This window comes from Pseudochelatococcus sp., assembly GCF_050946405.1.
In the GTDB taxonomy this organism is placed as follows: Bacteria; Pseudomonadota; Alphaproteobacteria; order Rhizobiales; family Beijerinckiaceae; genus Pseudochelatococcus.
This window is the reverse complement of the sequence record NZ_JBMNUS010000001.1, coordinates 572,312-595,720: the sequence shown is the minus strand read 5'-3', so window position 1 is coordinate 595,720 and position 23,409 is coordinate 572,312. Positions and strand designations below refer to the sequence as shown.

The following is a 23,409-nucleotide window of genomic DNA, read 5'->3' as shown; positions in this document are numbered from 1 at the left end:
GGGGGTTTGTGCAAAAATGTCTGGATTGCTTGCCCCATTTTGTTCCACCCATATTCGTGCGCACTTTGCCATTAACGATCTCCGCAGGAGATAAGCTCTTTTTGTGACAAGGATTGGTAGCTCGTCATAAAGAACAGCTACTGCGAGGCATCGGTCCTATCGTGTAGTAGCAAGTCCCCTTCACCCTTTTCTGTCGACAGGAGAACGATCCCCGCCGTTTCGAGAGATCGGCGCACCTGATCGCGTGTCGACTCGTACACTTCGAACCCGTTCTCGGATTCGAGGCGCTTGAGTGCGGTCAGTGATACTCGGGCCTTGTCAGCGAGCGTCTCCTGTGTCCAACCCAGCAACGCGCGTGCGGCCCGTGATTGTCGAGCGATGATCATACATGATCACCGTCCGCATGGACCTACGCGCATTCCCAAACTGCGGCCTCTCTATCCAGACCATGCCGCTTGCACGACCCCAATCTCCATCTGCAGCTCAATTACATACTATAGTTGATAAACTTAAAGTATGTAAACGGCAATCTTCCTATGCATGGATATGCGCAAACTGGTCGGCCGGAACTTCGCCCGCCTGCGTCGGGAGAGGGGCCTGACTCAGGAAGAGGTCGAGGCGCGTTCCGGCTTCAGTCAACAATATCTCAGCAGCCTTGAACGCGGTCGGAGGAATCCGACCGTGATCACGCTCTATGAACTGGCCCAAGCTCTCGGCGTCAGTCACGTCGAGCTGGTTACGCCCGACGATCAAAGTTGAGCGCCCCTCTCGCGAGGATCACGCTACTCTTCGTAGTAGGCAGGAGGCCACCATAAGATGGGGCCAGAGGAGCCAACGAAACAATCTATTATGCGGCATCGCTTTGGCGGGGCCTGGGTAGTTAAGTCGTATTTGCGAACTCGTCAGTTCCCGTCCCCTTGCGGAGAGTTGCATCGATAGGGTCTTATCCGGCTGAAGCTCAAGCCGAAGGAGCTTCTGCTTCCGGCTTCTCGCTCTAATCGAATTCCATGCGGTCGATATAGATGCGACGCAAGATCACCACGATTCTGCGCGCCAGTGCGATGATCGCCTTGCTGAGGTGGTGTTGCGGATAAGGCAGCGGATTTTGTTCGCGATATCTTGGAGCTTGTTCCGCAAACATTGCTGTGCTGTGGGCATAGTCCGAAGGCGCTGGCTGGTCCGCGTTTTGATACGAACCGGCTTGAACAGGCTGACACGCATCATCTGAGCGATCCCGCATGCATCATGACCATCAGTTTTGTTGAGCTGTGCCGAAAGCGCGGCCTTCATGTGACGGGTCTCGATGCAGACGACCGCCCACAGATATGCTGAGACAGCATTCCGGCCTCCAAGCTTATGGGCGGATCGGAAACGGGAGTGATAGAATGTATTGCGTGATATGATCTAGGTCGTTGTGACGATTTAACTATCTGATCCATATGGCGATTGCGGCGAGTTTGACGAAGCCCATGAAGTTTGCGAGCAATTTGTCGTAGCGTGTGGCGACCCGCCTGAATTGTTTCAGCTTGCTGAAGAAGCGTTCGATACAGTTGCGCTCTTTGTAGAGATCCACGTCGTAGGGGCGTTGAACCTTGCGGTTGCGCTTGGGCGGGATGACGACTTCCGCACCGCTGTCGGTTATCTTGTCTGCAAGATGATCGGCGTCGTAGCCTTTGTCCGCAATGGTAGCATCGGCTTCTATGCCGTCGATCAGATCGTGGGCGAAGGCAATGTCATTGCGTTGGCCGGGCGAAGCGATCAGGCGGACAGGCAAGCCAAGGGCCTCGGCGGCAGCGTGGATTTTGGTGCTCAGGACCCCGCGAGACCGACCCAGGCCTTGGGCATCCGCCCCCCTTTGACCTTGCGGGTTCCGGCCGCGTGTTGATGGGCGCGGACGATGGCGCTGTCGATCATCAGCCATTCCAGATCGGCTTCGCGGGCCAGCGCAGCCAGCATGTTGTCCAGCACACCCATTTCGATCCAGCGATAGTAGCGACGCTTCACCGAACGGTAGTCGCCAAGCCGCTCAGGCAGGTCGCGCCAGCGGCCGCCAGAGCGCGCCATCCATAACAGTGCGTCGAGGAACTTGCGGTTATCGGTGCGTGGTCCGCGCTTGCCCTTCATGCCGCCGGGCACAAAGCTCCTGATCCGTTCCCACTGATCATCCCGAAGAGCATCACAGTCCATCGCCGATCTCCAAAAAAACAGCCTTGATGATGTGGACGCCCCTGCACTGCCAGCAGCGGTTATGCTGCTCAACCGGCCGAAGCAGGAAAAGGAGCATTTACGATGACGATTGCAGCGATTGGACTGGATCTGGCCAAGAACGTGTTTCAGGCACACGGTGTCGACGAGAACGGCGCCACGATTTTGGTGAAGCGGCTGCACAGGAAGCAGATGCTGCCGTTCTTCTCAAAGCTGCAGCCCTGCCTGATTGGCGTGGAGGCTTGTGGAACGGCGCATCACTGGGCGCGAACGCTCGTCGCGATGGGGCATGAAGTCCGCCTGATTCCCCCGTCCTACGTGAAGGCCTATGTGAAGCGCGGTAAAAGCGATGCACTCGATGCCGAAGCGATCTGCGAGGCCGTGCAACGTCCGACGATGCGGTTCGTGCCGGTCAAAACGATCAAGCAACAGGGCATCCTCATGACACATCGCGCCCGGTCCCTGTTCGTACGTCAGCGCACCATGCTCGCCAATGCCCTGCCATCCTATGCGCGCACCGCCCGGGAGACATTCATCCGCCAAATCATGGCGATCAGCAGCGAGATTACGGTCCTCGACCAGCAGCTCAGTTCCTGGCATGCCGAGAGCGAGGCCAGCCGCAGGCTTGCCGCGATCCCCGGCCTCGGCGTGATCACCGCCACCGTCACCAATCCCGATCAGTTCCGCTCGGGAAGACAGTTCGCCGCATGGCTGGGCCTGACCCCGCAAGAGCATTCCACCGGTGGCAAAACGAAGCTGGGTGGTATCTCCAAGCAGGGAGATCGATATCTGCGCCGCCTGCTCGTCGTCGGCGCCACCGCTGTCATCCGCCACGTCAAGGATAAGCCAACACCCATGGCTGACTGGATCAGGAAGCTCATGGAGAAAAAACCCTTCCGGCTCGTCTCCGTGGCACTGGCGAACAAGTTGGCTCGGATCGCATGGGCCGTGTTGACGCGAAAGGAAGCTTATCGACCTCACCCACTGGCAGCCTGACAGAATACAGATCACCCGAATTGGTAACGGCAGTCAATGATGAGTAACGATCGAGCCAATGGTGAGACCAGCCCGTCTGATTCAACGCGCCTCACAAGCGCGCCAAATTGATCAGGGACCTCACCGACGGATTTCCATCAGGGCCAGCGGCCATCACAATGCCGCACAAACAGGCCGGACATATGAAAGCAACCGATCAAATTCATCAGACAAAAACCCTTGCCATAGGGGGCGTCCACATATGAATCTGATTTGTAGCACTTTGGGAATCCCAAAAATTAAATCGTCACCACGACCTAATTGTCGTATAGCTTTCGTTCGTGACAGACGAGGCTGCCGCGCTCAACCTCAGAGGTTGATGCTGCGGGACAGGACATAAATACCAATATAGCGCCTCTAAGATATGCCGAATCCATCTAGAATCAGGAACGCTAACTCCTCATAACCAATATCAGTATTATTTTTTAATTATGATTTATTTAATCATTATTCAGCGAATTAAGAAAGACAGATGTCGCCTACAGGTGTTCCTGACCGCCCATATTTGTGTCTGCGGTGTCCTGTACGAAATTTCCGTGTGATAATCGCCTTGTGAAGTTTGACGGTCATGCCCAGATGAGCACAGAATAGGAACCTGCGCTTGTCGAGCTCGCATGCTAGGGCGCATCATCCCTTCAGCCGATTGGGGGCACAGTGGGCATCGCAGACGACTTCAAAACCTTTCTCGACAACATCAAAATCGATAACGCAGCAACTATCTCACTTCGCTATGGTGAGATCACCGCCGCTCTTAATAAGCGATTCCGAGAGACCGAATCGAAAACTGCCAACAGCCTCCAAGTAGGGTCTTACGGTCGCTGGACGGCAATAAAAGGTATCTCCGACTTGGACATGATTTACATCGTCCCTGCCGCGGAATGGGATAATTACAAGAACGGCGGCCATTACGCACTTCTTCGTGATACCAAAGATGCGATCAAATCGCGTTATCCGTCGACTACCGTAAAGGTCGACAGACTAGTCGTGCAGGTTCTCTACAAGGACTTCCACGTTGAGGTGATGCCCGCTTTTCGGCAATCAGATGGAAGCTATAAATATCCGGATACCGCGAATGGCGGATCATGGAAGATAACCAAGCCGCAGGATGAGCTTGATGAGATGCAAGCGGCAAATGATCGAAAAAACAGAAATCTACGCCGCTTGTGCAAAATGACACGCGCTTGGAAAAACAAGCATGGCGTAGCGATGAGCGGGCTCCTGATAGATACGCTCGCCTACAATTTTCTGGAATCCACCGACGAGTACGACAAAAGGAGCTATCTGTACTACGATTACATGTGTCGTGATTTTTTTAAGTTCTTATCTGAGCAGCCAAAACAGTCTGAATACGCCGCCCTTGGCAGCAGGCAGCGTGTGCGTGTCAAAAAGAGATTCGAGAGGAAAGCCAAAAAGGCATACGAACTCTGCCTGAAAGCTATCGAGGCGAGCGGACAAGCCAATGAACGCCAGAAATGGCGTAACGTGTTTGGGAATGGCTATCCTACCCCAGTATCCAAATCGGCATCCGAAGCCGCGTTTGCCAAAGCTGCATTTCGCAATACGGAAGAATATATTGAGGACCGCTTTCCAGTGGATGTGCGGTATGATGTGCGAATCGATTGCGAGGTGATCCAGAATGGCTTCCGTCCTACGCTCTTGCTCGACCTTCTCGAACGCCACGGCATTCTTCTACGCAAGAAAAGTCTCCGCTTTTTCATAGCAGATAGCTCCGATCTCCCCCCCGAAGTCGAAATCTATTGGAAGGTACTGAATCGTGGCGAGGAGGCCGAGCGTCGCGACATGATACGTGGCCAGATTGTCCGGGACTCCGGCTCTTGGGAGCAGTACGAAAGCACTGATTTTCGTGGCAATCATCGTGTAGAATCCTATGCAGTTTTGAATGGGGTGGTTGTCGCCCGGGATGTCATTCGGGTTCCCATCAGCGCACAGAGCGCCGAGGTAGACGATTATGCAGCCTGATTATGACATCACCCTTGAGGATCAGATCCGCGAATGTTTTGGTAGGGTCGTCTACACCCACAAGACGCATGAGCGGATGGCCGATAACTGCGCCAAGCAACTCAACAGCTATAAGATCCTGCAAATTGTCCTCACAGCACTCACGAGTACGAGTGCCGTTGGCGCGGTGGTAACGGACAAAGCGTGGGTTGAAGTCGCAACGGCTCTAGTGTCGTTCCTCACGCTATTTGTAACGACATATTTGAAGAATTTCGACTTGGGTTCTACAGCGCAGAAGCACCGTGAGGCGGCCGCGAAACTGTGGAACGTCCGCGAATGTTATCTTTCGCTTCTTACAGATTTACCGACGCTCGATCGGCAGGCTGCTGTCGAACGTCGCGATGAGTTGCAGACAATGCTTGCTGCGCTCTATCAGGCTGCGCCACAAACAAATGGCAAGGCCTATATCGAAGCTCAGAAGCGACTGCAGAAAATGGAAGATTTAACATTCAGCGCCGACGAGATCGACTGTTTCCTTCCACTATCGCTGAAGCGTTCAGGCGGTCGATCGAAGACGATAGCGCGGCAGTAAAATAAATTATTAAAAGGAGTTAGAACGTCTATCATGTTCAATTGAGGCACAAACGACCGAGTATCTCGTCTATTTTAGCCGTTCTTTGCTGCGGGTGAAGGAGTTGGCCGCAAAGACGGGTTTCAAGCCTTTTTGGTTGGAACTGATTCGGACGTGCAAGCGGATAGGCCCGCTTGCAGCCCCTCCTGGCGTGATCAGGCGGACGATCGGGGCAGAAGCTCCACCGGCTTCAAGAGAATTGGTCGATTTCCTAAATGATGGTGTCGTCGTCCCTGTCGTCTCCGTCATAGTCGGCAGCGGGCATTGCGCTTCCTGTTGGATCAGGAGGGCCGTAAGCGTCCGGTCTGCCCGCACTGCCGCGTTCTGAGAGTGCGGGATAGTGTCCACCATCGATAGTGGACACTATGGTGATGGCGTGGCGCGTCGGACGAAGCGGCTTTGGACGGACGAGGAGAAGCGGTCGATCTGTTTCCAGACGACTGCGCCCGGCGTTTCGGTGGCCCAGGTGGCGCGGCGCTACGCGGTGAATGCCAATCTGATCTTCAAGTGGCTGCGCGATGCCCGTTATGCACCTGACCCGGCTTCGGTTCCGGCCCCTTCAGAAGAAGCGCACTTTCTGCCGGTGGAGATCGTCGGGGAGGCGCCGCCGCCGGTGACCACGCCTATTGCCGAGAACCGGATCGAAATCGAACTTGCAGGCGGTCACCGGATGCGGATCAGCGGCGGCTATGATCCGGAAGCCTTGGCACGGCTGATCCGGGGGCTGACGGCGTGATCCCGGTCCCGGCCAACACGCGGGTCTGGCTGGCGGCCGGAGTGACGGACATGCGCAAGGGCTTTGCGGCGCTCGCGGCGCAAGCCGAGGCGGTGCTGAAGCAGGACCCGTTCGCCGGGCATCTCTTCGTGTTCCGTGGTCGCCGGGGCGACCTCGTGAAGGTGATCTGGTGGGACGGCCAGGGGGCCTGCATGTTCATGAAGCGGCTGGAGAGGGGCCGGTTCGTCTGGCCCTCGGCCAAGGAGGGCAAGGTCGCGCTGACGCCTGCACAGTTATCCATGCTGCTTGAGGGGATCGACTGGCGGACCCCGGAACGGACCTGGCGCCCGCTGGCAGCGGGATAATCCGACCGCTCGGCAACCACGGGATTCCCACAAGGAATCCCGTGGGATAGACTTCTCTCATGTTCGAGCAAACCCTGACCTTACCGGAAGATCCCGAGGAGTTGCGCAGCTTCACCGCGCGGCTTCTGGCCGAGGTGAAGGCGCAGGCGATCCTGATCGAGAAGCTCCGACACCAGTTGGCCGGGCACCGCGCACATCGGTTCGGGGCCTCGTCCGAGACTGCCGGGCAACTGCAACTGGCCCTTGAGACCAGCGAGATCGCCGCCGCCGTAATGACGGCACGGATGAAGCTGCCGGACATCGAAGAGAAGGGCAAACCCAAGCGCCGCCCGATCCCGGACCACATTCCCCGGATGGAAGTGGAACTGACGCCCGGTGTTGATGCCTGCGCTGAGTGTGGCGGGCACCTGCGCCGGATCGGGGAAGACGTCACGGAAGAGCTGGAATATGTCCCCGGGCGCTTCATCGTGAACCGCATCGTCCGTCCCCGACTGACCTGCTCCTGCTGTGAGCGTTTCGTCCAGGCGCCGTTGCCCTCGCGCCCGATCGAACGCGGCCGTCCCGGCCCCGGCCTGCTCGCCCATGTGCTAGTCAGCAAGTATGCCGACCATCTGCCGCTTTACCGCCAGAGCCAGATCTTCGATCGCGAAGGGCTCGATCTCGACCGCTCTACCCTGGCCGACTGGGTCGGCAAGTCCACCGCTCTGCTGGAACCGCTGGCCGAAGCCATCGGCCGACATGTCCTGTCCGCCGAGGCGATCTTCGCCGATGATACTCCGGTGCGGATGCTGGTGCCCGGCGCAGGCAAGACCCAAACGGCGCGGCTCTGGACCTATGCCCGCGATGAGCGACCCTGGGGCAGCGATGCTCCGCCTGCCGCATGGTATCGCTTCTCCAGTGACCGGAAAGGCCAGCATCCGAAGGACCATCTCGCCCGCTTCCGCGGCTGGATGCATGCCGACGGTTATGCCGGGTTCGAGGATCTCTATCGTTCCGGCGCCATCTGCGAGGTCGCCTGCATGGCCCATGCCCGACGCAAGTTCGTCGATATCCACCGGTCGCAAGGCTCCCCCATTGCCGAAGAGGCCATCGGACGGATCGCCCAGCTATATGCCGTCGAAAAGGAAGCTCGAGGGTCGCCACCTGATCGTCGCGCAGAGTTGCGAAAGGCCCATGCCGCCCCTGTCTTCGATGATCTCGAGGCCTGGCTGGCCATGCAACTCACCACGATCTCGGGAAAATCTCCGCTCGCCGCGGCCATCCGCTACGCGCTGTCGCGGATGGAACGCCTGCGCCCCTACCTCGACCACGGCATCCTGGAGTTGGACAACAACACCGCCGAACGCGGCATGCGCGCCATCGCCCTCGGGCGGAAGAACTACCTCTTCGTCGGCTCGGAGGCGGGCGGAAAGGCCGCCGCCATCGCCTACACCCTGATCGAGACAGCCAAGCTCAACGCCCTCGATCCCCAAACCTGGCTCGCAGATACCATCGCCCGCATCCCCGACTACAAAATCACAAAGGTCGATGACCTGATGCCGTGGCGTTGGAACGGATAGCGGTCAGACCGGACGTTTACGGAGGGCCGGAGTGGGCGGCGCGTGCGGATCGGGTATGGCCTTCGGCATCATCCCGGTGAGATAAGACCAATCAGGCTGGGCCGGGAGGGGGGATAGGGGTTTGGGGAAAGAGGTGGAGGGAACCGTCCCTCTTTCCCCATGGGAGGGAGTTTGAGGGAGGGGCTTGCCCTTCCCTCATGGGGTGAGCGGCGAGAGGAGGCTTGCCCCTCTTTCGTCAGCGAAGGCGGCCGGTCGATCCGGCCGGCGTCGCTTCCAACCGAGGCAAAGACCAGAGGCGGCGGATGCCGCCTCTGGTCTGGGTCTCAGTCGGTGTCTGGACCCGTGGCCTCCGGATCGAAGTCGTCGTCCCAGTAGAGGAATTCATCGTCCCGGTGGAGCGCGTGCGTCACAGCCGGGATGCGATGCCCTGCGATTTCGACGCGACGTTGCGCAACGAGGATGCTCACGGCCGTCTCGCTCGCCTCGATGGCCCGGATCGCGTCCTCCATATCGTCATGGGGTCCGAGGTTTTCGATCGGGATGACGTCGCCATCCTCGTCGTAGCCGCCGTGAAGATACATCGGCGCGCGCTTCAGCCTCTGGGCTGCCAGCTCGGCTTCGCGGATGCGGCGGAAGCCTTCCTTCCGCTGCCGCCGGTATTCGGCGCTGTCACCGTCGATGTAAGTGATCTTGTGCTTTGTCATGAGATCTCTCCTTTCGTTCTCTGACGGAAGGAGGCCGCACCGGCGCATCGAGGGGTCAAGGACGGCGTAAGCCGCCGCTTGCGGCGAGCGGAGGCACCGATTTTCCGGCGCCGTCCTTCGGGACGGCGGCTGAAAATTGGAGGGGGCCGCGATGTCCTTGACGCCGGAGAGGCGGTGCTATGATGGGAAGTCAGAGAGAGAAGAGCCCGCGGCGTCGACGAGGCGCCGCGCCCGTATGCGCCGGGGTGGTTTGGAGGGGGTGATTCACCCCCTCCATGGGTGGGGGTTCAAGGGGGCGGGGTGTCCCTGCCCCTTTGGGGGAGAGCTTGAGAGGGGGGCTTTCCCCCTTCTCATGAGGAGATCCGGCCGGTCGATCCGGCTGGAGATCCTGTCGATGCTGTCCGCAGCCACCGTCGCCGACAAAAAGAAGGAGCTTACGCTCCCTCCTCCTCGCACCGCCTGCGCTCAGCTTCGGCGAGCAGCTCTTCGAGGCGCCGCAGCGATTCCCTGCGCTCCTTGCGGGTAAGGATGCAGTGCCCGAGTTCGGCACGCAGCTCGGCGATTTCGGTGTAGATGTCGACCCGTGTCATGTGAACCTCCTTTGTCTCGATGACGGAGGCGGGCAACCAGTTGTTGGAGGGACGGGTCAAGGATCGCGCAGCGACCGGCGGAGCCGGCGTGTGGGGGAGCCGAAATGCGTCAGCATTTTGGGGGAACCGCACGTCCTTGACGCGGCCCGACTGCTGGTATGATGGGCCGTCATTGGGAGAAAGCCGGTTTGGCACCACGCTGCAACGGGGCTCACGAGGATACCGGGCCGGTTGATCCGGCCAGATATCCTGTGTTCCGGGATGTAGGCGTGGGGACGGCGCCGCAATCCGCCATGAACAACGGAAAACCCGGCCCGGCGGCTTGCGCCGCCGGACCTTCGCGCCCCACTCAGAACGGGATGTCATCGTCGAGATCACGCTGATCCTCCGCGTTCTCGGTCTGCTTTGCACGGCTCAGGAAATCTACCGTCTCGGCGATGATCTCCGTGCTGTAGCGATCGACGCCCTCGCGATCGGTCCACTTCGTGTAGTGGATGCGGCCGCGAACCAGGAGCTTCATCCCCTTCTCGCAATATTGCTGGATCGTCTTGCCGAGGCCGTTGAAGGCGGTGACGCGGTGCCATTCTGTGTCCTGGACCCGGTAGCCGTTCTCGTCCCGGACAGCCCTGCCTTCCGAGTAGCGGGGGCGCGAGGTGGCCAGGGTGAAGTGGGTGATGCTGGTGCCGCCCTGGGTGGTGCGGGTTTCGGGGGTCTGACCGATATTGCCGGCAAGAATGACGATGTTCTGCATTGTAAGTCTCCGTTGCTCCTCGGAGGGACCATCCCTCCGACGAGACCCGGCAAAGGCCGTCGGGAGACGACAGCAACTGCCGCCTTCACGGCAGCTCGCCCCCAAGGCCCGGAGTGGCGCGGGCCGGCGCTTGCGCCAACACGGTCCGGAGCCGCGGGGGTTGCGGTCGGAAACCGAACGGTCTTAGGGGATCAGTCAGTCGGAGGGATTGGCGCCTTTGAGAGCATGAACCGGGGACGTACAGCGGAACCTTCGTCCTTGCCGGCGACGGCGTGCTGACAGGCTCATGGAACCGCCGCCCCATGCCGGGCGCCGCATGAGAACCCTCGCCACCGGCCGCCTCGCGTTCCCGCTCGGATGAGCAAGGTCGGCTGGGAAGGGAAGATGACAGTTATCGGGCTCAGAGCGAATGGCTCCGCATCCGCCTCGATGGGCGAAGGTGCGAACCGACGAATTGCGTGAACGGGGAAAGATGAAGGAACTGCGCGGCCTGAGTCCCGCAACTGACGCGGCGGCTGAGCTTGAGCAACGGTGGGATATTCGCTTGATGACTGACTGCCCCCCAGGGCGCAGCAGACCGAAAACGATGATGGTGAGTTTACAGCGGACACGACCGCTTCCCCTTGTGCGGGATGCCGGAGGCCCGGCGGCGCAAGCCGCCGGATTGCCTCATGGGAGCGGACCTGTGCCGCAGCGTCAGCGTGACAAGACGGCGGTTCCGAGCGCGTTGAGGTTCACCATCGCGGCGACGCCGATGATGAAACCGCCCATGCCTCCGAGCAGGTTGAGCAGGATCGCCGAGTCCGTGGCATTTTTGGTGACGCCATGGACGAGCGCATATCCGGCGATGGCGGCGGGAATGGCGAAGACGGCCAGCGCGACAAGCCGCAGGACCGGATTCCGGGCGAAGCCGAGAACCGCGATGACCAGCGCGACCGAGAGAAGCGCCGCGCCGATGGCGGCAAGACCGGACATCAGGAATCCGGCGTCGGCGGCATAGACATGCTGGAACGCCGTCAGCCCGACCATGAACGGCAGGGCGTAGATGGCGAAGTTATATGCAATCACGCAAAGCGCGATCGTCAACGAGATGGCGAGAAGGATAAGCGTCACGGGAGCCTCCACAGGTCGGTGATTTCTGGATCACGACAGGCTGCCTCGGAATACGCTCCGCCTGCGACTGTGCTGCTTCGCCGGTTCTTCTTGGACAAGATGGTACGGAAAGGGGGATATCGTCAAGCAACCGCTGGCCCGTCGCATGTCACTTCGAGCCTCATGAAGCGGCCGGGCGGCAGGCCGACATGGCGGCTGAAGGCGGTGCTGAACGTGCTGGCAGAGCCGTAGCCGATCCGTCTGGCCACCTCGTCGAGCGCCATCTTGCCGCCGCGCAGCAGATTCTTCGCCACGGCCATGCGCCAGGCCAGCAGATACTCCATGGGCCTGACCCCGACCGTGCGAACGAAGCGGTCAAAGAAGGCGGAACGGGACATGCCCGCCGCGCGGGCGAGATCCGGGATCGTCCACGGCCGCTCGACAGCGCCGTGCATCGCGCGCAGGGCCCCAGCGATGCGCGGATCGTCCAGGCCGCGCAGAAGGCCCGGCTGCGCCGCCGCCGCCGGCGTTGTCCGCAGCGCCTCGATCAGCAGGATTTCGACAAGGCGTTCGAGGATGAGATCGCGGCCGACGTCATCGCGCGCCGCCTCCTCGCCGACGAGGCGGACGAGTTGCGTGAGGCGCGGGATGCCGCGGATGTGGATCATGCGCGGCAGGAGCGACACGAGCAGCCCGGCGTCGGGTGAGCCGAAGGCGAACCAGCCGCCGAACTGCCGGACATCGGGTGGCCCGTCCGGTCGGCCGTAGCGGACTTCCCGGTCGGGCGGCGGGGCGGTGTTCGGGTCGATGCGTTGGAGCGGCGCGGGGTCGAAACCGGACATGGTGAAGGCCGGCGTGGCGGGCAGAAGGATGAAGTCGCCGGCCTCGAGCACGACCGGCGCCTCGCCCTCGACGGCGAGACGGCATCGCCCCTCGGTCACGGCGCAAAAGCCGGGCTGGCCGAATTCGGCATAGCGCACGGCCCAGCGGCCGGCGCCGCTGATCCCTTTCGAGAACACGGCGCGGGGGCGAAGGAGCTGGATCACCTCGGTGAGCGGATCGGCCATATCGGACTAACGCAAATTAATATCGGACTTAAGATTGATGATAGTCCTATCTATGGCGGCTACACAGGTCTCGTCAACACGAAACACAGGAGACCGCCATGAATACCGTCCTCATCACCGGGACCTCGTCGGGCTACGGGCTGGAGATCGCCCGCCATTTCCACGCTCAGGGCTGGGCCGTCATCGCCACCATGCGCACCCCGCGCGAGGGGCTCTTGCCCGACGGCGTGCGCATCTTGCCGCTGGACGTGACCGATCAGGTCAGCATCGCCGCAGCGGTTGAGGCCGCCGGCCCCATCGACGTGCTGGTGAACAATGCCGGGATCGGCGTGGTCGGGGCCTTTGAGGCGACGCCGATGGCGCATGTGCGCAAGGTGTTCGAGACCAACACTTTCGGCACCATGGCGATGGTGCAGACGGTGATCCCGCAGATGCGGGCGCGCCGGTCGGGCGTGATCGTCAACGTCACATCCAGCGTGACGCTGGCGCCGATGCCGCTGGCCGCGGCCTATACCGCCAGCAAGCAGGCGATCGAGGGCTTCACCGGCTCGCTGGCGCATGAGTTGGGCGCTTTCGATGTGCGCGTGAAGCTGGTGGAGCCTGGCTATGCCCCAACGACGCGCTTCGCCGCGAACACCGACATTCCTGTCGCGGACCTGATCCCCGAGGCTTATGCGGCGTTCGCCCAGCCGATCTTTGCCGGCTTCGCCCATCCGCCGCAGACGACGAAGGAAAGCGATGTGGCAGAGGCGGTCTGGCGGGCTGCGACCGATGGATCGGACAGGCTGCGCTACCCGGCGGGGGCCGATGCGGTGGCTCTGGCGAAGGCCATTTGACCGAACCGGCGCCGATCATCGGCCAGTCACCATGATCGGCGCGCGGGAAAGATCCGGTCTGCTGCGCTGTCCGCACATAACGCATCATATGTTTTGAGATGTGATGCGGAAGGGAGGCGCTCTACGCGCCGCCCTTGTCGAACTTCATGACCGGGATGCCGAGCTTGCGGGCCTTGTCCGAGAGGTTCTCCTGAATCCCGGTGCCGGGGAAGACCATGACGCCGATGGGGAGGGTGTCGAGCATGGCGTCGTTGCGCTTGAAGGGCGCGGCCTTGGCGTGTTTCGTCCAGTCGGGCTTGAAGGCGACTTGGCGCACACCGCGGTGATCGGCCCAGCGGGAGGCGATCAGCTCCGCCCCTTTTGGCGAGCCGCCATGCAGCAGCACCATGTCGGGGTGCTTGGCATGGACCAGATCGAGCTTCGCCCAGACCAGGCGATGGTCGTTGAAGTCCGTACCGCCCGTGACGGCGACCCTGGGGCCAGCGGGCAGCAGCACCTCGGTCTCCGCCCGGCGTTTCGCGGCAAGGAAGTCGCGGCTGTCGATCATCGCCGAGGTCAGGTTGCGATGGTTGACCATCGAGCCGCTGCGTGGCCGCCAGGGCTTGTGGGTGTGGTGCTCGAAAGCGTCCGCTGCGAGGTCGCGGAAGAGTTCCATGCTGTTGCGCCGCTCGATCAGGGTCTGCCCCTCCGCCGTGAGGCGTTCGAGTTCGACGCTCTTAACCTCGCTGCCGTCCTGTTCGCGCTGGAGGCGGCGCTGCGCCTGCTCGTTGTCGTCCAGGTCGCGTTCCACCCGGTCGGCGGCGCGGTGGAAGAGGTTGACAGCCCCCCAGAGCAGATCGTCGAGGTCAGGTTCGAGGCGGGTGTCGCCGAGCGTCGAGACGAGGGCGTCGAAGATGTCTGCGACAGCGGCGGCGACGTCATTGCCCTCCGGCAGCGGCCGTGGATCGGGTTCATCCTGAAACGGGCGGTAGCCGTAGAGCTGGAGTTCGGTGAGGACATGATCGGTGGGGGATGAGCTGTGGGCCGGCTCGAAACCTGCGGTATCGTCTTCGTTCATCATCGGGAGCATCCTTCTGTCCACGAGACCGCGCCCATCGCGGCCTTCGCAGGCGTCGAAGCCCACAGGCGGGACTGCCTGGCAGCCCTCGCGCCTCCGCGAGGGCCTTGATGGCCAAGCCGGCTATTTTGCTTCGCGATGCAAAGGCGGGGCTCGTCCCCGCCGGCGGAAAATAGCCGAAAGCGCCGCGCCATTGCCCGGCCGGCCCGTTTGTGGGCCGATCGCCCTCTCAGAAGGCCGTGGGCGCCGGCCTCTCCGACAGGAAGGATCGTCTCCCCCGAAGGATGACCGGAGACGGCAGGAGCAGACGCCAGGACCACGTCATGCCCCTGCTGATCGCCTCACCCCTCCATGAATCGGCTGACGTCTTCAGGGTGAAGCTGGTCTTTCAAGGCCGCCCGCAGGGCGTCGGCGCCACGCCAGCGCAGATCCTCGTTGAAGTCCTCACGCACCGGCGACACCGAAACCGGCTCGATCCCGAGGCTCGTCGCTCTGGCGATCAGGCTGTCTCTGGCGCCGTCCCCGGCCGGGTCGCGATCCCGAAGGACATAGAGCCTGCGCAGCGTCGCCGGGAACAGGATGGCAGCGAGGTGAGCGGCCGAAAGCGCCGCCAGCATCGGCATGTGGGGCAGAACCTGACGGGGCGACAGCACGGTTTCGATTCCCTCTCCGGCGGCGAGCACCTCACCCGCAACCCCGAAGCGGACAGCGCACCCGAGAAGGTCGCCCATCGCCCGCCGCGGTGTCTCGACAGGCGCCTTGCCGGAACCGTCCGGGGCGAGCCAGGTGCGGTGCGCGCCGGTCTGTCGTCCGGCAAGGTCGGTGACGGCGGCGACCATCGCCGGCCTGATCTCGGTGGGCGAAGAATCGTCGGGCCGATAATAGCACCGGGGATGGTAGCGCAGCGCGGCGGTGCCTTCGAGCGACATGATCGACCGCCCGCGCAGGTAGAGCGCCGCAAGCGTGCCGGGGATCGGCTGCGACATGGCGAAGAGACGCCGAGACGCTTCTGGCGAACCGGGTGCCGTGCCCGGCATCCTCCCCATCGGCGTCATGGTCTTTTCTGATTCGGGATACGGGATCGAAAGGAAACGGCGCGCTTCCTCGGCCACGTCCTTGAAGTCGACAAGGCCAAGCGCCTCGCGGATCACATCGAGCAGATCGCCATATTCGGCCGTGGCGCTGTCGGTCCATTTGCCTGCCGGGCCTTTGGCGCTGTCCTTCAGGCGGACATAGAGGGAGCGGCCGGGGGTGTTCCGCACATCCCCGACCAGCCAGTAGTTCCCGGCGCGCTTGCCGGAGGAGAGATATTCGCGGCACACCGCCTCGGCCTCCCGGCCGAGACGGTGTGCCAGATCCGTGGCGAAGCGAGGCGCCATTACGCGGCCTCCCGCTCGCCGATGCGCTCGACCGGCCAGCGGTCGAATATCCGGGCGAGAACGGCCGGGCCACTGGCATCGGTGGGCACGAACATCCTGAGCTTCCACGAAATGATCTCGTGGAAGAGGCCATAGGCGATCAGCCGCTCGCGCATCGTGTCGGTGAAGCCGGACAATTCGATGCGCAGCGCGCCCATGACCCGGACCCGGCGAAGCTGGAGGCCCTCGGCGAGATCGAGGATGGTCCGCCCGTCCATCAGCGCCGTGAAAGCATCCTCCGGCGTAAGCGAGGTGGTGCCGGTCACGGTCGCATGGGCGACCCAGGCGGGCGACACCCGGCGGCCGATGATCCGCTCGCCCGCATCGGTCTGGAGCCGATTGACACGGGTGCTGTCGTTTGGCAGCCGCTTCCAGATCGGCAGCAGGAGGCCCGTGACCATATGCAGGGTGGCGTCGGAGAACTCCGGCACTTCCGCCACCTCGGCAGTCCAGGCCGAAGCGAAGGCATCCCGGTCGGCCTCGACCCAATGGGTCTCGGGCATGGCCTTGACCGGGATATTCTGCGCCTCCATCGGCCGGATCAGCCGGACGCGGCGCTCGATCTCGCCATCATCCAGCATGACGCTGGTGGTGGGTATCTGCACGGCGGCGCGGCCCGACCGCCCGTTGACCAGCAGCACGGCCCGCGGATCGTCCAGATAAGAGAACGCCTCGGCCAGCGCGACCGGATGGTTGCGCTTGCGCTCGGTGATGGTCAGCAGCCGGGTTTCGGCGCCGGTGCGCGGATGAGCGTAGATCGTCTGCCGGTCGGTGACGACGAAGCTCTCGGCCGTCAGCGTCTCCAGCCCGACGTCATAGGTGCCGGATGCGATGGCGCCCTCGATCTTCGCGGTCAGGAGCTGCTCGAAGGCGGTGAACAGGATGCCCTGAAGCTCGATGGTGAGCGCCAGCATTCGGTTCAGAAAGGTCGTGATGCCGGGGAGATCGTCCTTGATCCCGTTCGAGTCCATCAGCTTCAACCCAGTCGCCGCCTCGAAACGGTCGAGGCTGCAACCCTCGACCTTGCCGCGCACCAGCAGCAGGTAAAGCTGGCGCAGGGCATCGCGGGCGTAGTGGCTCTCCAGATTGTCCTCGGGCCGGAACAGGCCCTGGCCGCCGGTCTGGCGCTGGCCACGCGTGATAGCGCCCAGCGTGTCGAGACGGCGGGCGATGGTCGAGAGAAACCGCTTCTCGGCCTTCACATTGGTCGAGATCGGCCGGAACAGCGGCGGTTGCGCCTGATTGGTGCGGTGAGTGCGGCCAAGGCCCTGGATGGCCGTGTCCGCTTTCCACCCGGCTTCGAGTAGGTAATGGACGCGCAGCCGGGTGTTTCGTGCCGACAGTTCGGCGTGATAGCTGCGCCCGGTGCCGCCGGCGTCCGAGAACACCAGTGCGCGCTTGCTATCGTCCATGAACGCCTGCGTCTCGGCCAGGTTGGCCGATCCGGCACGGTTTTCGACGACAAGCCGATCCAGGGTAACGCCATTGCCGGGCTTGCGGATGATGCGGCGCGACCGGCCCGTCACCTCCGCCACGGTATCCGTCCCGAAATGCTGGATCACCTGATCGAGCGCGCCGGGGACCGGCGGCAGGCTGGCGAGATGGGCGATCAACTCGTCGCGCCGGGCGACCGCTTCGCGACTTTCGACCGGCTGGCCGTCTCGGGTGACGGGCCGCGACGACATATTGCCCTCGCTGTCGGTGAACGGTTCGTAGAGCTGCACCGGGAAGCTGTGAGCGAGGTAGTCCAGGACATACTCGCGCGGCGTGATGTCCACCCGGACGTCGTTCCATTCCTCGGTGGGTAGCTCCGCCAGCCGCCGTTCCATCAGCGCCTCGCCGGTCGAGACGATCTGGATGACGGAGGAATGGCCCGCTTCCAGATCGGCGGTGATCGACCGGATCAGCGTCGGGGTCTTCATGCTGGTCAGAAGATGGCCAAAGAACCGCTGCTTGGCCGATTCAAAGGCGCTGCGGGCGGCGGATTTGGCCTGCCGGTTGAGAGTGCCCGTGCTGCCGGTGATGTTCGCGGCCTCCATCGCCGCATCCAGGTTGTTGTGGATGATGGCGAAGGCCCCGGCGTAGGCGTCGTAGATCCGGGTCTGCTCGGGGGTCAGCTCATGCTCGACCAGCTCGTATTCGACGCCGGCGAAGGACAGCGATCGCGCGGTATAGAGGCCAAGCGCCCGAAGATCTCGGGCCAGGACTTCCATCGCGGCGACGCCGCCGCCCTCGATGGCCTCGACGAACTCGGCCCGCGTGGCGAAGGGGAAATCTTCGCCGCCCCAGAGGCCGAGCCGCTGGGCATACGCGAGGTTGTGGACCGTGGTGGCGCCGGTCGCCGAGACATAGACGATGCGGGCATCCGGCAGGGCGTGCTGGAGGCGGAGCCCGGCACGGCCCTGCTGCGAAGCGGCGACATCGCCGCGTTCCCCCTTGCCGCCAGCGGCGTTCTGCATCGAATGCGCCTCGTCGAAAATGATCACCCCATCGAAGTCGGAACCCAACCATTCGACGATCTGCTTGACCCTGGAAACCCTTTCCCCACGGTCGTCGGAGCGTAGCGTGGCATAGGTGGTGAATAGGATGCCTTCCGGCAGCGTGACCGGCTTGCCCTGCGGGAAACGCGACAGCGGCGTGACCAGCAACCGCTCCATGCCGAGGGCGGACCAATCCCGCTGCGCGTCTTCCAGCAGCTTGTCCGACTTCGAGATCCACACCGCCTTGCGGCGGCCCTGCATCCAGTTGTCCAGAATGATGGCGGCGGATTCCCGGCCCTTGCCGACGCCGGTGCCGTCGCCGATGAAGAAGCCCTGCCGGAAGCGGACCGCGGCCTTGGCGTCCTCCGGCGCGGCGCTGACAACATCGCAGGTGTCGTCCACCGTCCAGGCCCCGGCGAGATGATCCGAATGGGCCTGCCCGGCATAGATGACGGTCTCAAGTTGTGCGTCGGACAGCAGGCTGAGGATGGTTTTCGGCAGATGCGGCCGGTAGCTGGGCTTCGGCGGCGCGACGCTCGCCATCGCCGCCGACTGAACGAGCTGGGTCGGATGCGCCTGTGCGCCGGGGATACGGATGACCTGAAGCCCGTATTCCTCGTAGATGGCGTCGGAGATATTGCCGCTTTCGGCCGGTTGCCAGTCGACGGCCTCGTAGTCGAGCGGTACGGCTTCCGGCTCGGCCAGCGGCGCGGGTCGTGCGGATTTCGCGGAGCGGTTGACATAGCCGCGCGCGGTGCGGGGCGCGGGCGCAGCCGGGACGACAGCCGCAGCGGCGGGCATCTCGACCGGCAGACGAGCCGGAAGCCCGGCAAGCCAGGACATCAGCGTGGCGGCGTCCGGCGCGACGCCGGGAGCGGCTGGAAAGACCGCCGGATCTTCGGCGGGCAGCTTGTCGATGACGGTCAGCCGCGTCGGGATGGTCGTGCCATGCTTGGCATAGACCGAACCGTCGATGGCGGCGGAAAAGATGACGCGGCCGCGCTCCTGTAATCGGGTGAAGGCGGCCCGCCAAGTGGCATTGTCGGGGGCGAAGCTGGCACCGGTGATCGTCACCAGCCGCCCGCCGGGCGCGAGACGCGCCAGCGCCGAGGCGACATGGCGGAAGGCGGCATCGGCCACGCGGCCCTCGACATTGGCCAGCGCCGAGAACGGTGGGTTCATCAGTACCACGGATGGGATCAGGTACGGATCGAGATGATCGTCGATCTGCGCCGCGTCGAAGCGAGTGACGGAAAGGGCCGGAAAGAGGGAGGAAAGAAGAGCGGCCCGCGTTTCGGCCAGTTCGTTCAGAATCAGCGCGCTGCCGGCGATCTCGGCCAGGATGGCGAGCAGCCCGGTCCCGGCCGAGGGTTCAAGCACCCGGTCGGCGGGCTTGATGGCGGCGGCGGTGGCGGCGATCAGGCCGAGGGGGATCGGCGTCGAGAACTGCTGAAAGGTCTGGGCTTCCTTCGACCGGCGCGTATGCGTCGGCAGAAGCCCGGCGATCTTCGCCAGCAGCGGCAGGCAATCGGCCGCAGACCCGGCTTTACGGAAAATCGTCTTTCCGTATTTGCGCAGGAACAGGACGGTCGCCGCCTCGCAGGCGTCATAGGCGGTTTTCCAGTCCCAGACGCCGGCGGAATCGGAAGCGCCGAAGGCCGCTTCCATCGCGCCGCGCAGCGTGGCGGCGTCGATACGCTGACCGCGTTCGAGATGCGGCAGCAGCAACCCCGCCGCCGCGAAGATGGACGCAGCGGTATCGATGTCGGAGGTGAGCGGAAGCGACGCGGCGGACTGCGCCGTCGCGGATGCGGAAATCATGTTCATGGGGAAGACCTCGGGAGAGCGGGACAGGATCGAGCCGCGCGGCGCTCTCTCTCGACCGCACCAGCTCAAACCCGTCCCGGCCTCCCTCTGCCTCTCAAGAGGCGGGCGTGACTGGCATGACAAAAGCGCCCCCGCAGGGGCACTGGTCTGGATCAGCCGAAGCGGCGACCGGCCTCGGTGAAGGTGTACTCGTTGGCCGCGATGGTCTCGTCCACCACCTCGTCCGAGGAGAGGTAGTCGTATTCCCGCTCAAGCTGCCGGTAGAGCCAGCGGGCGAGATCGCGCAGCGCTTCCGTCACGACTTCCTCGGCATCTTCCGTCATGTCCTGCCAGGTCGGGCTATCGCGCTCGACCGAGATCGCCATGCAGTATTCATGATAATAGTGCCCGCGATGGCTGGCCTCGGCGCGAAGCTGTTAGAAATTGCGGCGCTGGGTGGCCTGAAGGGCATCGGCGATGCCGTGCAGGGTCGTATCCTGTGGCGCATATTCCCTGATCCGGCGCGTGGCTTCCTTCCGGTAGGAATAGAAGGTCTCGAAACAGGCGCCGTCGCCCTGGCTCCAGAACCCTCGAAACCAGATGCGGGGTTCCTGGCGGGTGCCGCCGCCCATGAGGCGGACGGCACGGGTCTTGAGGCGCAGTCCGAGGATTTCCGCGATGCACTGGAAATCCTCATAGACTGCATCATACCAGTCGTAGTCGAAGCCACCTTCGCGATACCAGGCACGAGCCTTTTCCTTCGCGGCGTTCGAAAGCTCGTTGATCCGATAGACGGTGGTTTCGATGATCTCAGGCATCGGGATCACATCCATCGAGAACCTGGGCGAGCCAGCCGTCGGTATAGGTCCATGCGACCGTCTCGCCGGTGGCGAGATCGAGGACATGCGCGCCGCCGCCGAAGCCGTCCAGGCGGGGCCGTGAACAGGTGTTGGCGTATTGGAAACCCCATAGTCCGGTCAGACCGAACGCGGCGGCGCAGCGTTTGACGAACTGGATGACATGTTCGGGATCGCCGGTGACGTCATCGCGCATCCAGAGCTGCGTGCCCCCATGTTCGGGCTGGATCGACAGCAGGAAGCCGTCCGAAGGCGGGTCCTCGGCGGCGTTCTCGTCAGACAACGCGTTGTAGAGATCGAGCGCGCGGGCGGCGTTTTCGGGGGTGCCCACATCGAGCAGGCAGGAGAAATGGGTGAAATAGTCGGCCATGTCTGGCTCCTGAAACGAGAAAGCCCGGCGCGAGGCCGGGCCGGATAGACGGGAGATGGGACGGGAGATCAGGCGGCCTGCGGCAGCGCGAGCAACTCGGCCGCGACCTCGCGCCCGAAGGGATTGACCGGCCGGAAGCTGTCATGGCGAGAATGGGTCATCGGGATCACTCCATGACGGGCGCCGGGAGCCTCTCTCTCCGGCAACCAACCCGTCACGGAAATCCGGCCCGTACTCTCACTCTCCATTGTTGGGGCTTGGTCCCCGGCGCGATTTCCGGCGATGGGCGGCCATCGCAGGCCGGAAGGCCCGGCCGCGTCCTGCGCGATCCGGGCTGTTGGGGTGAGGCGCTTTTGCGCCTCAGCCGAAAGGATCGAGTTCCAGCTTCACCATTTCCTCGTCGCCGTCGAACTCGGCGGCGGGCATCGCGCCATGGGTGCCGTCCCCGGCCTGGAACACGACGATCGTAACCATCAGCGTGGTAACGAGGCTGGCGGCGTAGGCGGTGGCATCTGCATAGGACATGGGTTCCGGCTCCTGTCTTTGGAGGCGGGGGACCATCCCCCGCGCGACAGGCGCCCGAAGTGTCTGACCGGATTTGCAATCACCCTCGCGCGTTCGGGCAAGCCCGAATCCGCGAGGGCGGCACGCTCGCGTAAGCCGACCCCTTGCGGGTTGATTGATAAGAAGACGGATTGGACCAAGGTTTGCGAATGGAAGCGGGGGTGGTGTTTCGCATCTGACATGTGCCGGATAGCCGACGCAGATGCTTTCGCCGCGCCAGCCTCATCGCCATGCGGCCATCAGGGTCGTATTCCTTCAGGCCGGGGATGGACCCCCATGCCCCGCGATGTCGGTGGAAGGTGACGGGGTGAAGCTGGAATCTGAGCCGTCGGGGCCGTTGTTGTGACCATGACGGCTTTCGCAGGGTGCTGTCGGGCCTTCAGTCCCAGAGCCCATCAGCGATCTCGCGTGCGATCATGGACCTTGCTTTCATCATCACCCCGTCGCCGGAGGTGTCGATATGGCCATAAAAGCGGGTCCGGGCGCCCTGCGTGGTCCAATCGGCATAGCGGCAATATTCGCAGGCATCGAGCCGAAAGGCGCGCATGTCCTCGGCCCAATGGGGCTTCGGTTCGACGATCACGGTGATGCCTTCGCGTGTTTCCTGCCAGGGAAGAGACCGCTCCGGAGGAGAATTGCGGCGATCATCGGCAAAGATTTCATCGACGGTGATCATGCCGTGCTCCTGCTATCCGAGTTCTCGATGAAGCCCGCCGGATCATTTGGGTCCGGCGGCAGATAGGCGTCGTAGGGATTGCCGTCGGCGAGGTGGCCGAACGGCGTCATGACGATATCGCCGTCGTCTGCGCGTCCGACGGCGCACAGGACATAGCGGGTCTCGCGCGTGGCGGCGTCGAGGCATTCCATGAGGGCGAGATTGCCATCGTCGGCGGCGCGCAGCAGCGTGTGGAAGTTGGTGCGGACGGGATCGGGAATAGCCATGATGTTCTCCTGAAAGAAAAGAAGCCCGGTGCGAGACCGGGCGAAGACGAGGTAAAAGGAAGAAGGCAAGCTAGAGATCGCCGGACGGTATTGGAGCGTCGGCATCGGGAGGGCAGATTTCGACGTCGCACATCACCGTCGAGAAAAATTCGTCGCCGCGCTCGAGCATGCGCTCGAAATATTTCTCGCCGATTTCATCGTCCGGTGGGGGATCGTCATCGTAGGCATTGCTCCACCATTCCTTGGCAATGCCTGTGCGCCAGTCCATTGCTTGGTCTTGGTCGAGAAAAACACGGACATCAGTGCCATGGGGGTGCTCATAGATAGCAACATGAACAGGCCGCAGGCTGTGTTGGTCGCGTGCGGGTTTGGTATTGGACGGCATGGTCATACCCTGGCTCCTGAA

The 23,409-nt window shown here is 62.8% G+C and carries 23 protein-coding genes and 2 pseudogenes; 8 read left to right on the top strand and 17 right to left on the bottom strand.

Annotated elements, in window-relative coordinates; all coding sequences use genetic code 11:
- Window positions 1–137: 137 nt before the first annotated feature.
- Window positions 138–386: a helix-turn-helix domain-containing protein gene (locus tag ACOYJQ_RS02560; protein ID WP_377590828.1), complete on the bottom strand. Its 249-nt coding sequence runs from the start codon at window positions 384–386 to the stop codon at window positions 138–140.
- A 154-nt stretch (window positions 387–540) separates the two neighbouring features.
- Here ACOYJQ_RS02560 and ACOYJQ_RS02555 point away from each other — a divergent pair, with 154 nt between their 5' ends.
- On the top strand, window positions 541–759 hold the full coding sequence (locus ACOYJQ_RS02555; protein WP_377590829.1) for a helix-turn-helix domain-containing protein: 219 nt from the start codon (window positions 541–543) through the stop codon (window positions 757–759).
- A 276-nt stretch (window positions 760–1,035) separates the two neighbouring features.
- Here the strand turns inward: ACOYJQ_RS02555 and ACOYJQ_RS02550 are convergent, their stop codons facing one another.
- Entirely contained in the window at window positions 1,036–1,290 is a 255-nt protein-coding gene (locus ACOYJQ_RS02550) for a hypothetical protein (protein ID WP_377590830.1), read from the bottom strand.
- A gap of 136 nt (window positions 1,291–1,426) precedes the next feature.
- A pseudogene (locus ACOYJQ_RS02545) lies at window positions 1,427–2,124 on the bottom strand (IS5 family transposase).
- A gap of 165 nt (window positions 2,125–2,289) precedes the next feature.
- On the opposite strand from ACOYJQ_RS02545, the gene ACOYJQ_RS02540 reads away from it, so the two are divergent.
- From ACOYJQ_RS02540 to tnpC, 6 genes are all read left to right on the top strand, one after another.
- Entirely contained in the window at window positions 2,290–3,201 is a 912-nt protein-coding gene (locus ACOYJQ_RS02540; protein WP_377590832.1) for an IS110 family transposase, read from the top strand.
- 693 nt (window positions 3,202–3,894) lie between these two features.
- The gene (locus ACOYJQ_RS02535; protein WP_433456151.1) at window positions 3,895–5,220 is read left to right on the top strand and encodes an SMODS domain-containing nucleotidyltransferase; all 1,326 of its coding nucleotides are present in this window, start codon (window positions 3,895–3,897) and stop codon (window positions 5,218–5,220) included.
- Window positions 5,210–5,791 carry an SLATT domain-containing protein gene (locus tag ACOYJQ_RS02530; RefSeq protein ID WP_377590834.1) on the top strand — a complete coding sequence of 194 codons (582 nt, stop codon included), beginning with the start codon at window positions 5,210–5,212 and terminating at the stop codon, window positions 5,789–5,791. The genes ACOYJQ_RS02535 and ACOYJQ_RS02530 overlap by 11 nt, the downstream gene beginning before the upstream one ends.
- Before the next feature lie 379 nt (window positions 5,792–6,170).
- Window positions 6,171–6,566 carry an IS66-like element accessory protein TnpA gene (tnpA, locus tag ACOYJQ_RS02525; protein ID WP_377590835.1) on the top strand — a complete coding sequence of 132 codons (396 nt, stop codon included), beginning with the start codon at window positions 6,171–6,173 and terminating at the stop codon, window positions 6,564–6,566.
- Window positions 6,563–6,910 carry an IS66 family insertion sequence element accessory protein TnpB gene (gene tnpB / locus ACOYJQ_RS02520; protein WP_377590836.1) on the top strand — a complete coding sequence of 116 codons (348 nt, stop codon included), beginning with the start codon at window positions 6,563–6,565 and terminating at the stop codon, window positions 6,908–6,910. Before tnpA ends, tnpB begins: the two co-directional genes overlap by 4 nt.
- Before the next feature lie 59 nt (window positions 6,911–6,969).
- On the top strand, window positions 6,970–8,469 hold the full coding sequence (gene tnpC / locus ACOYJQ_RS02515) for an IS66 family transposase (protein WP_377590837.1): 1,500 nt from the start codon (window positions 6,970–6,972) through the stop codon (window positions 8,467–8,469).
- A 323-nt stretch (window positions 8,470–8,792) separates the two neighbouring features.
- On the opposite strand, the gene ACOYJQ_RS02510 is transcribed toward tnpC, so the two are convergent.
- From ACOYJQ_RS02510 to ACOYJQ_RS02490, 5 genes are all read right to left on the bottom strand, one after another.
- Window positions 8,793–9,173, bottom strand: a complete 381-nt coding sequence (locus tag ACOYJQ_RS02510; RefSeq protein ID WP_377590838.1) for a hypothetical protein — start codon at window positions 9,171–9,173, stop codon at window positions 8,793–8,795.
- A gap of 434 nt (window positions 9,174–9,607) precedes the next feature.
- Complete coding sequence (locus tag ACOYJQ_RS02505) at window positions 9,608–9,763, bottom strand: hypothetical protein (RefSeq protein WP_377590839.1); 156 nt, start codon at window positions 9,761–9,763, stop codon at window positions 9,608–9,610.
- A gap of 349 nt (window positions 9,764–10,112) precedes the next feature.
- A complete protein-coding gene (locus tag ACOYJQ_RS02500) occupies window positions 10,113–10,514 on the bottom strand; it encodes a single-stranded DNA-binding protein (protein WP_377590840.1) in 402 nt (133 codons plus the stop codon).
- A 696-nt stretch (window positions 10,515–11,210) separates the two neighbouring features.
- Window positions 11,211–11,627, bottom strand: a complete 417-nt coding sequence (locus ACOYJQ_RS02495) for a hypothetical protein (protein WP_377590841.1) — start codon at window positions 11,625–11,627, stop codon at window positions 11,211–11,213.
- A gap of 122 nt (window positions 11,628–11,749) precedes the next feature.
- Window positions 11,750–12,673, bottom strand: a complete 924-nt coding sequence (locus ACOYJQ_RS02490) for an AraC family transcriptional regulator (RefSeq protein ID WP_377590842.1) — start codon at window positions 12,671–12,673, stop codon at window positions 11,750–11,752.
- A 98-nt stretch (window positions 12,674–12,771) separates the two neighbouring features.
- Here ACOYJQ_RS02490 and ACOYJQ_RS02485 point away from each other — a divergent pair, with 98 nt between their 5' ends.
- Window positions 12,772–13,509, top strand: a complete 738-nt coding sequence (locus tag ACOYJQ_RS02485) for an SDR family oxidoreductase (protein WP_377590843.1) — start codon at window positions 12,772–12,774, stop codon at window positions 13,507–13,509.
- Between the two features lie 121 nt (window positions 13,510–13,630).
- On the opposite strand, the gene ACOYJQ_RS02480 is transcribed toward ACOYJQ_RS02485, so the two are convergent.
- The 9 genes and pseudogenes from ACOYJQ_RS02480 to ACOYJQ_RS02440 all read right to left on the bottom strand — a co-directional run bounded on the left by ACOYJQ_RS02480 (window position 13,631) and on the right by ACOYJQ_RS02440 (window position 23,394).
- Window positions 13,631–14,569, bottom strand: coding sequence for a DUF2493 domain-containing protein (locus ACOYJQ_RS02480; RefSeq protein WP_377590844.1), 939 nt, complete (start codon window positions 14,567–14,569; stop codon window positions 13,631–13,633).
- A 338-nt stretch (window positions 14,570–14,907) separates the two neighbouring features.
- Window positions 14,908–15,945, bottom strand: a complete 1,038-nt coding sequence (locus ACOYJQ_RS02475; protein WP_377590845.1) for a DUF7146 domain-containing protein — start codon at window positions 15,943–15,945, stop codon at window positions 14,908–14,910.
- Window positions 15,945–20,291, bottom strand: coding sequence for a strawberry notch-like NTP hydrolase domain-containing protein (locus tag ACOYJQ_RS02470; RefSeq protein WP_377590846.1), 4,347 nt, complete (start codon window positions 20,289–20,291; stop codon window positions 15,945–15,947). Before ACOYJQ_RS02470 ends, ACOYJQ_RS02475 begins: the two co-directional genes overlap by 1 nt.
- Window positions 20,292–20,443: 152 nt before the next feature.
- Window positions 20,444–21,088: pseudogene (locus ACOYJQ_RS02465) on the bottom strand (antitoxin of toxin-antitoxin stability system).
- Window positions 21,081–21,497 carry a hypothetical protein gene (locus ACOYJQ_RS02460; RefSeq protein WP_377590847.1) on the bottom strand — a complete coding sequence of 139 codons (417 nt, stop codon included), beginning with the start codon at window positions 21,495–21,497 and terminating at the stop codon, window positions 21,081–21,083. The pseudogene ACOYJQ_RS02465 and the gene ACOYJQ_RS02460 overlap by 8 nt, the downstream one beginning before the upstream one ends.
- 360 nt (window positions 21,498–21,857) lie before the next feature.
- Complete coding sequence (locus ACOYJQ_RS02455) at window positions 21,858–22,022, bottom strand: hypothetical protein (protein ID WP_377590848.1); 165 nt, start codon at window positions 22,020–22,022, stop codon at window positions 21,858–21,860.
- Window positions 22,023–22,440: 418 nt separating this feature from the next.
- Complete coding sequence (locus ACOYJQ_RS02450) at window positions 22,441–22,737, bottom strand: hypothetical protein (RefSeq protein ID WP_377590849.1); 297 nt, start codon at window positions 22,735–22,737, stop codon at window positions 22,441–22,443.
- Window positions 22,734–23,003, bottom strand: a complete 270-nt coding sequence (locus ACOYJQ_RS02445; protein ID WP_377590850.1) for a DUF6117 family protein — start codon at window positions 23,001–23,003, stop codon at window positions 22,734–22,736. The genes ACOYJQ_RS02450 and ACOYJQ_RS02445 overlap by 4 nt, the downstream gene beginning before the upstream one ends.
- Window positions 23,004–23,073: 70 nt before the next feature.
- Window positions 23,074–23,394 carry a hypothetical protein gene (locus ACOYJQ_RS02440; RefSeq protein ID WP_377590851.1) on the bottom strand — a complete coding sequence of 107 codons (321 nt, stop codon included), beginning with the start codon at window positions 23,392–23,394 and terminating at the stop codon, window positions 23,074–23,076.
- Window positions 23,395–23,409 lie beyond the last annotated feature (15 nt).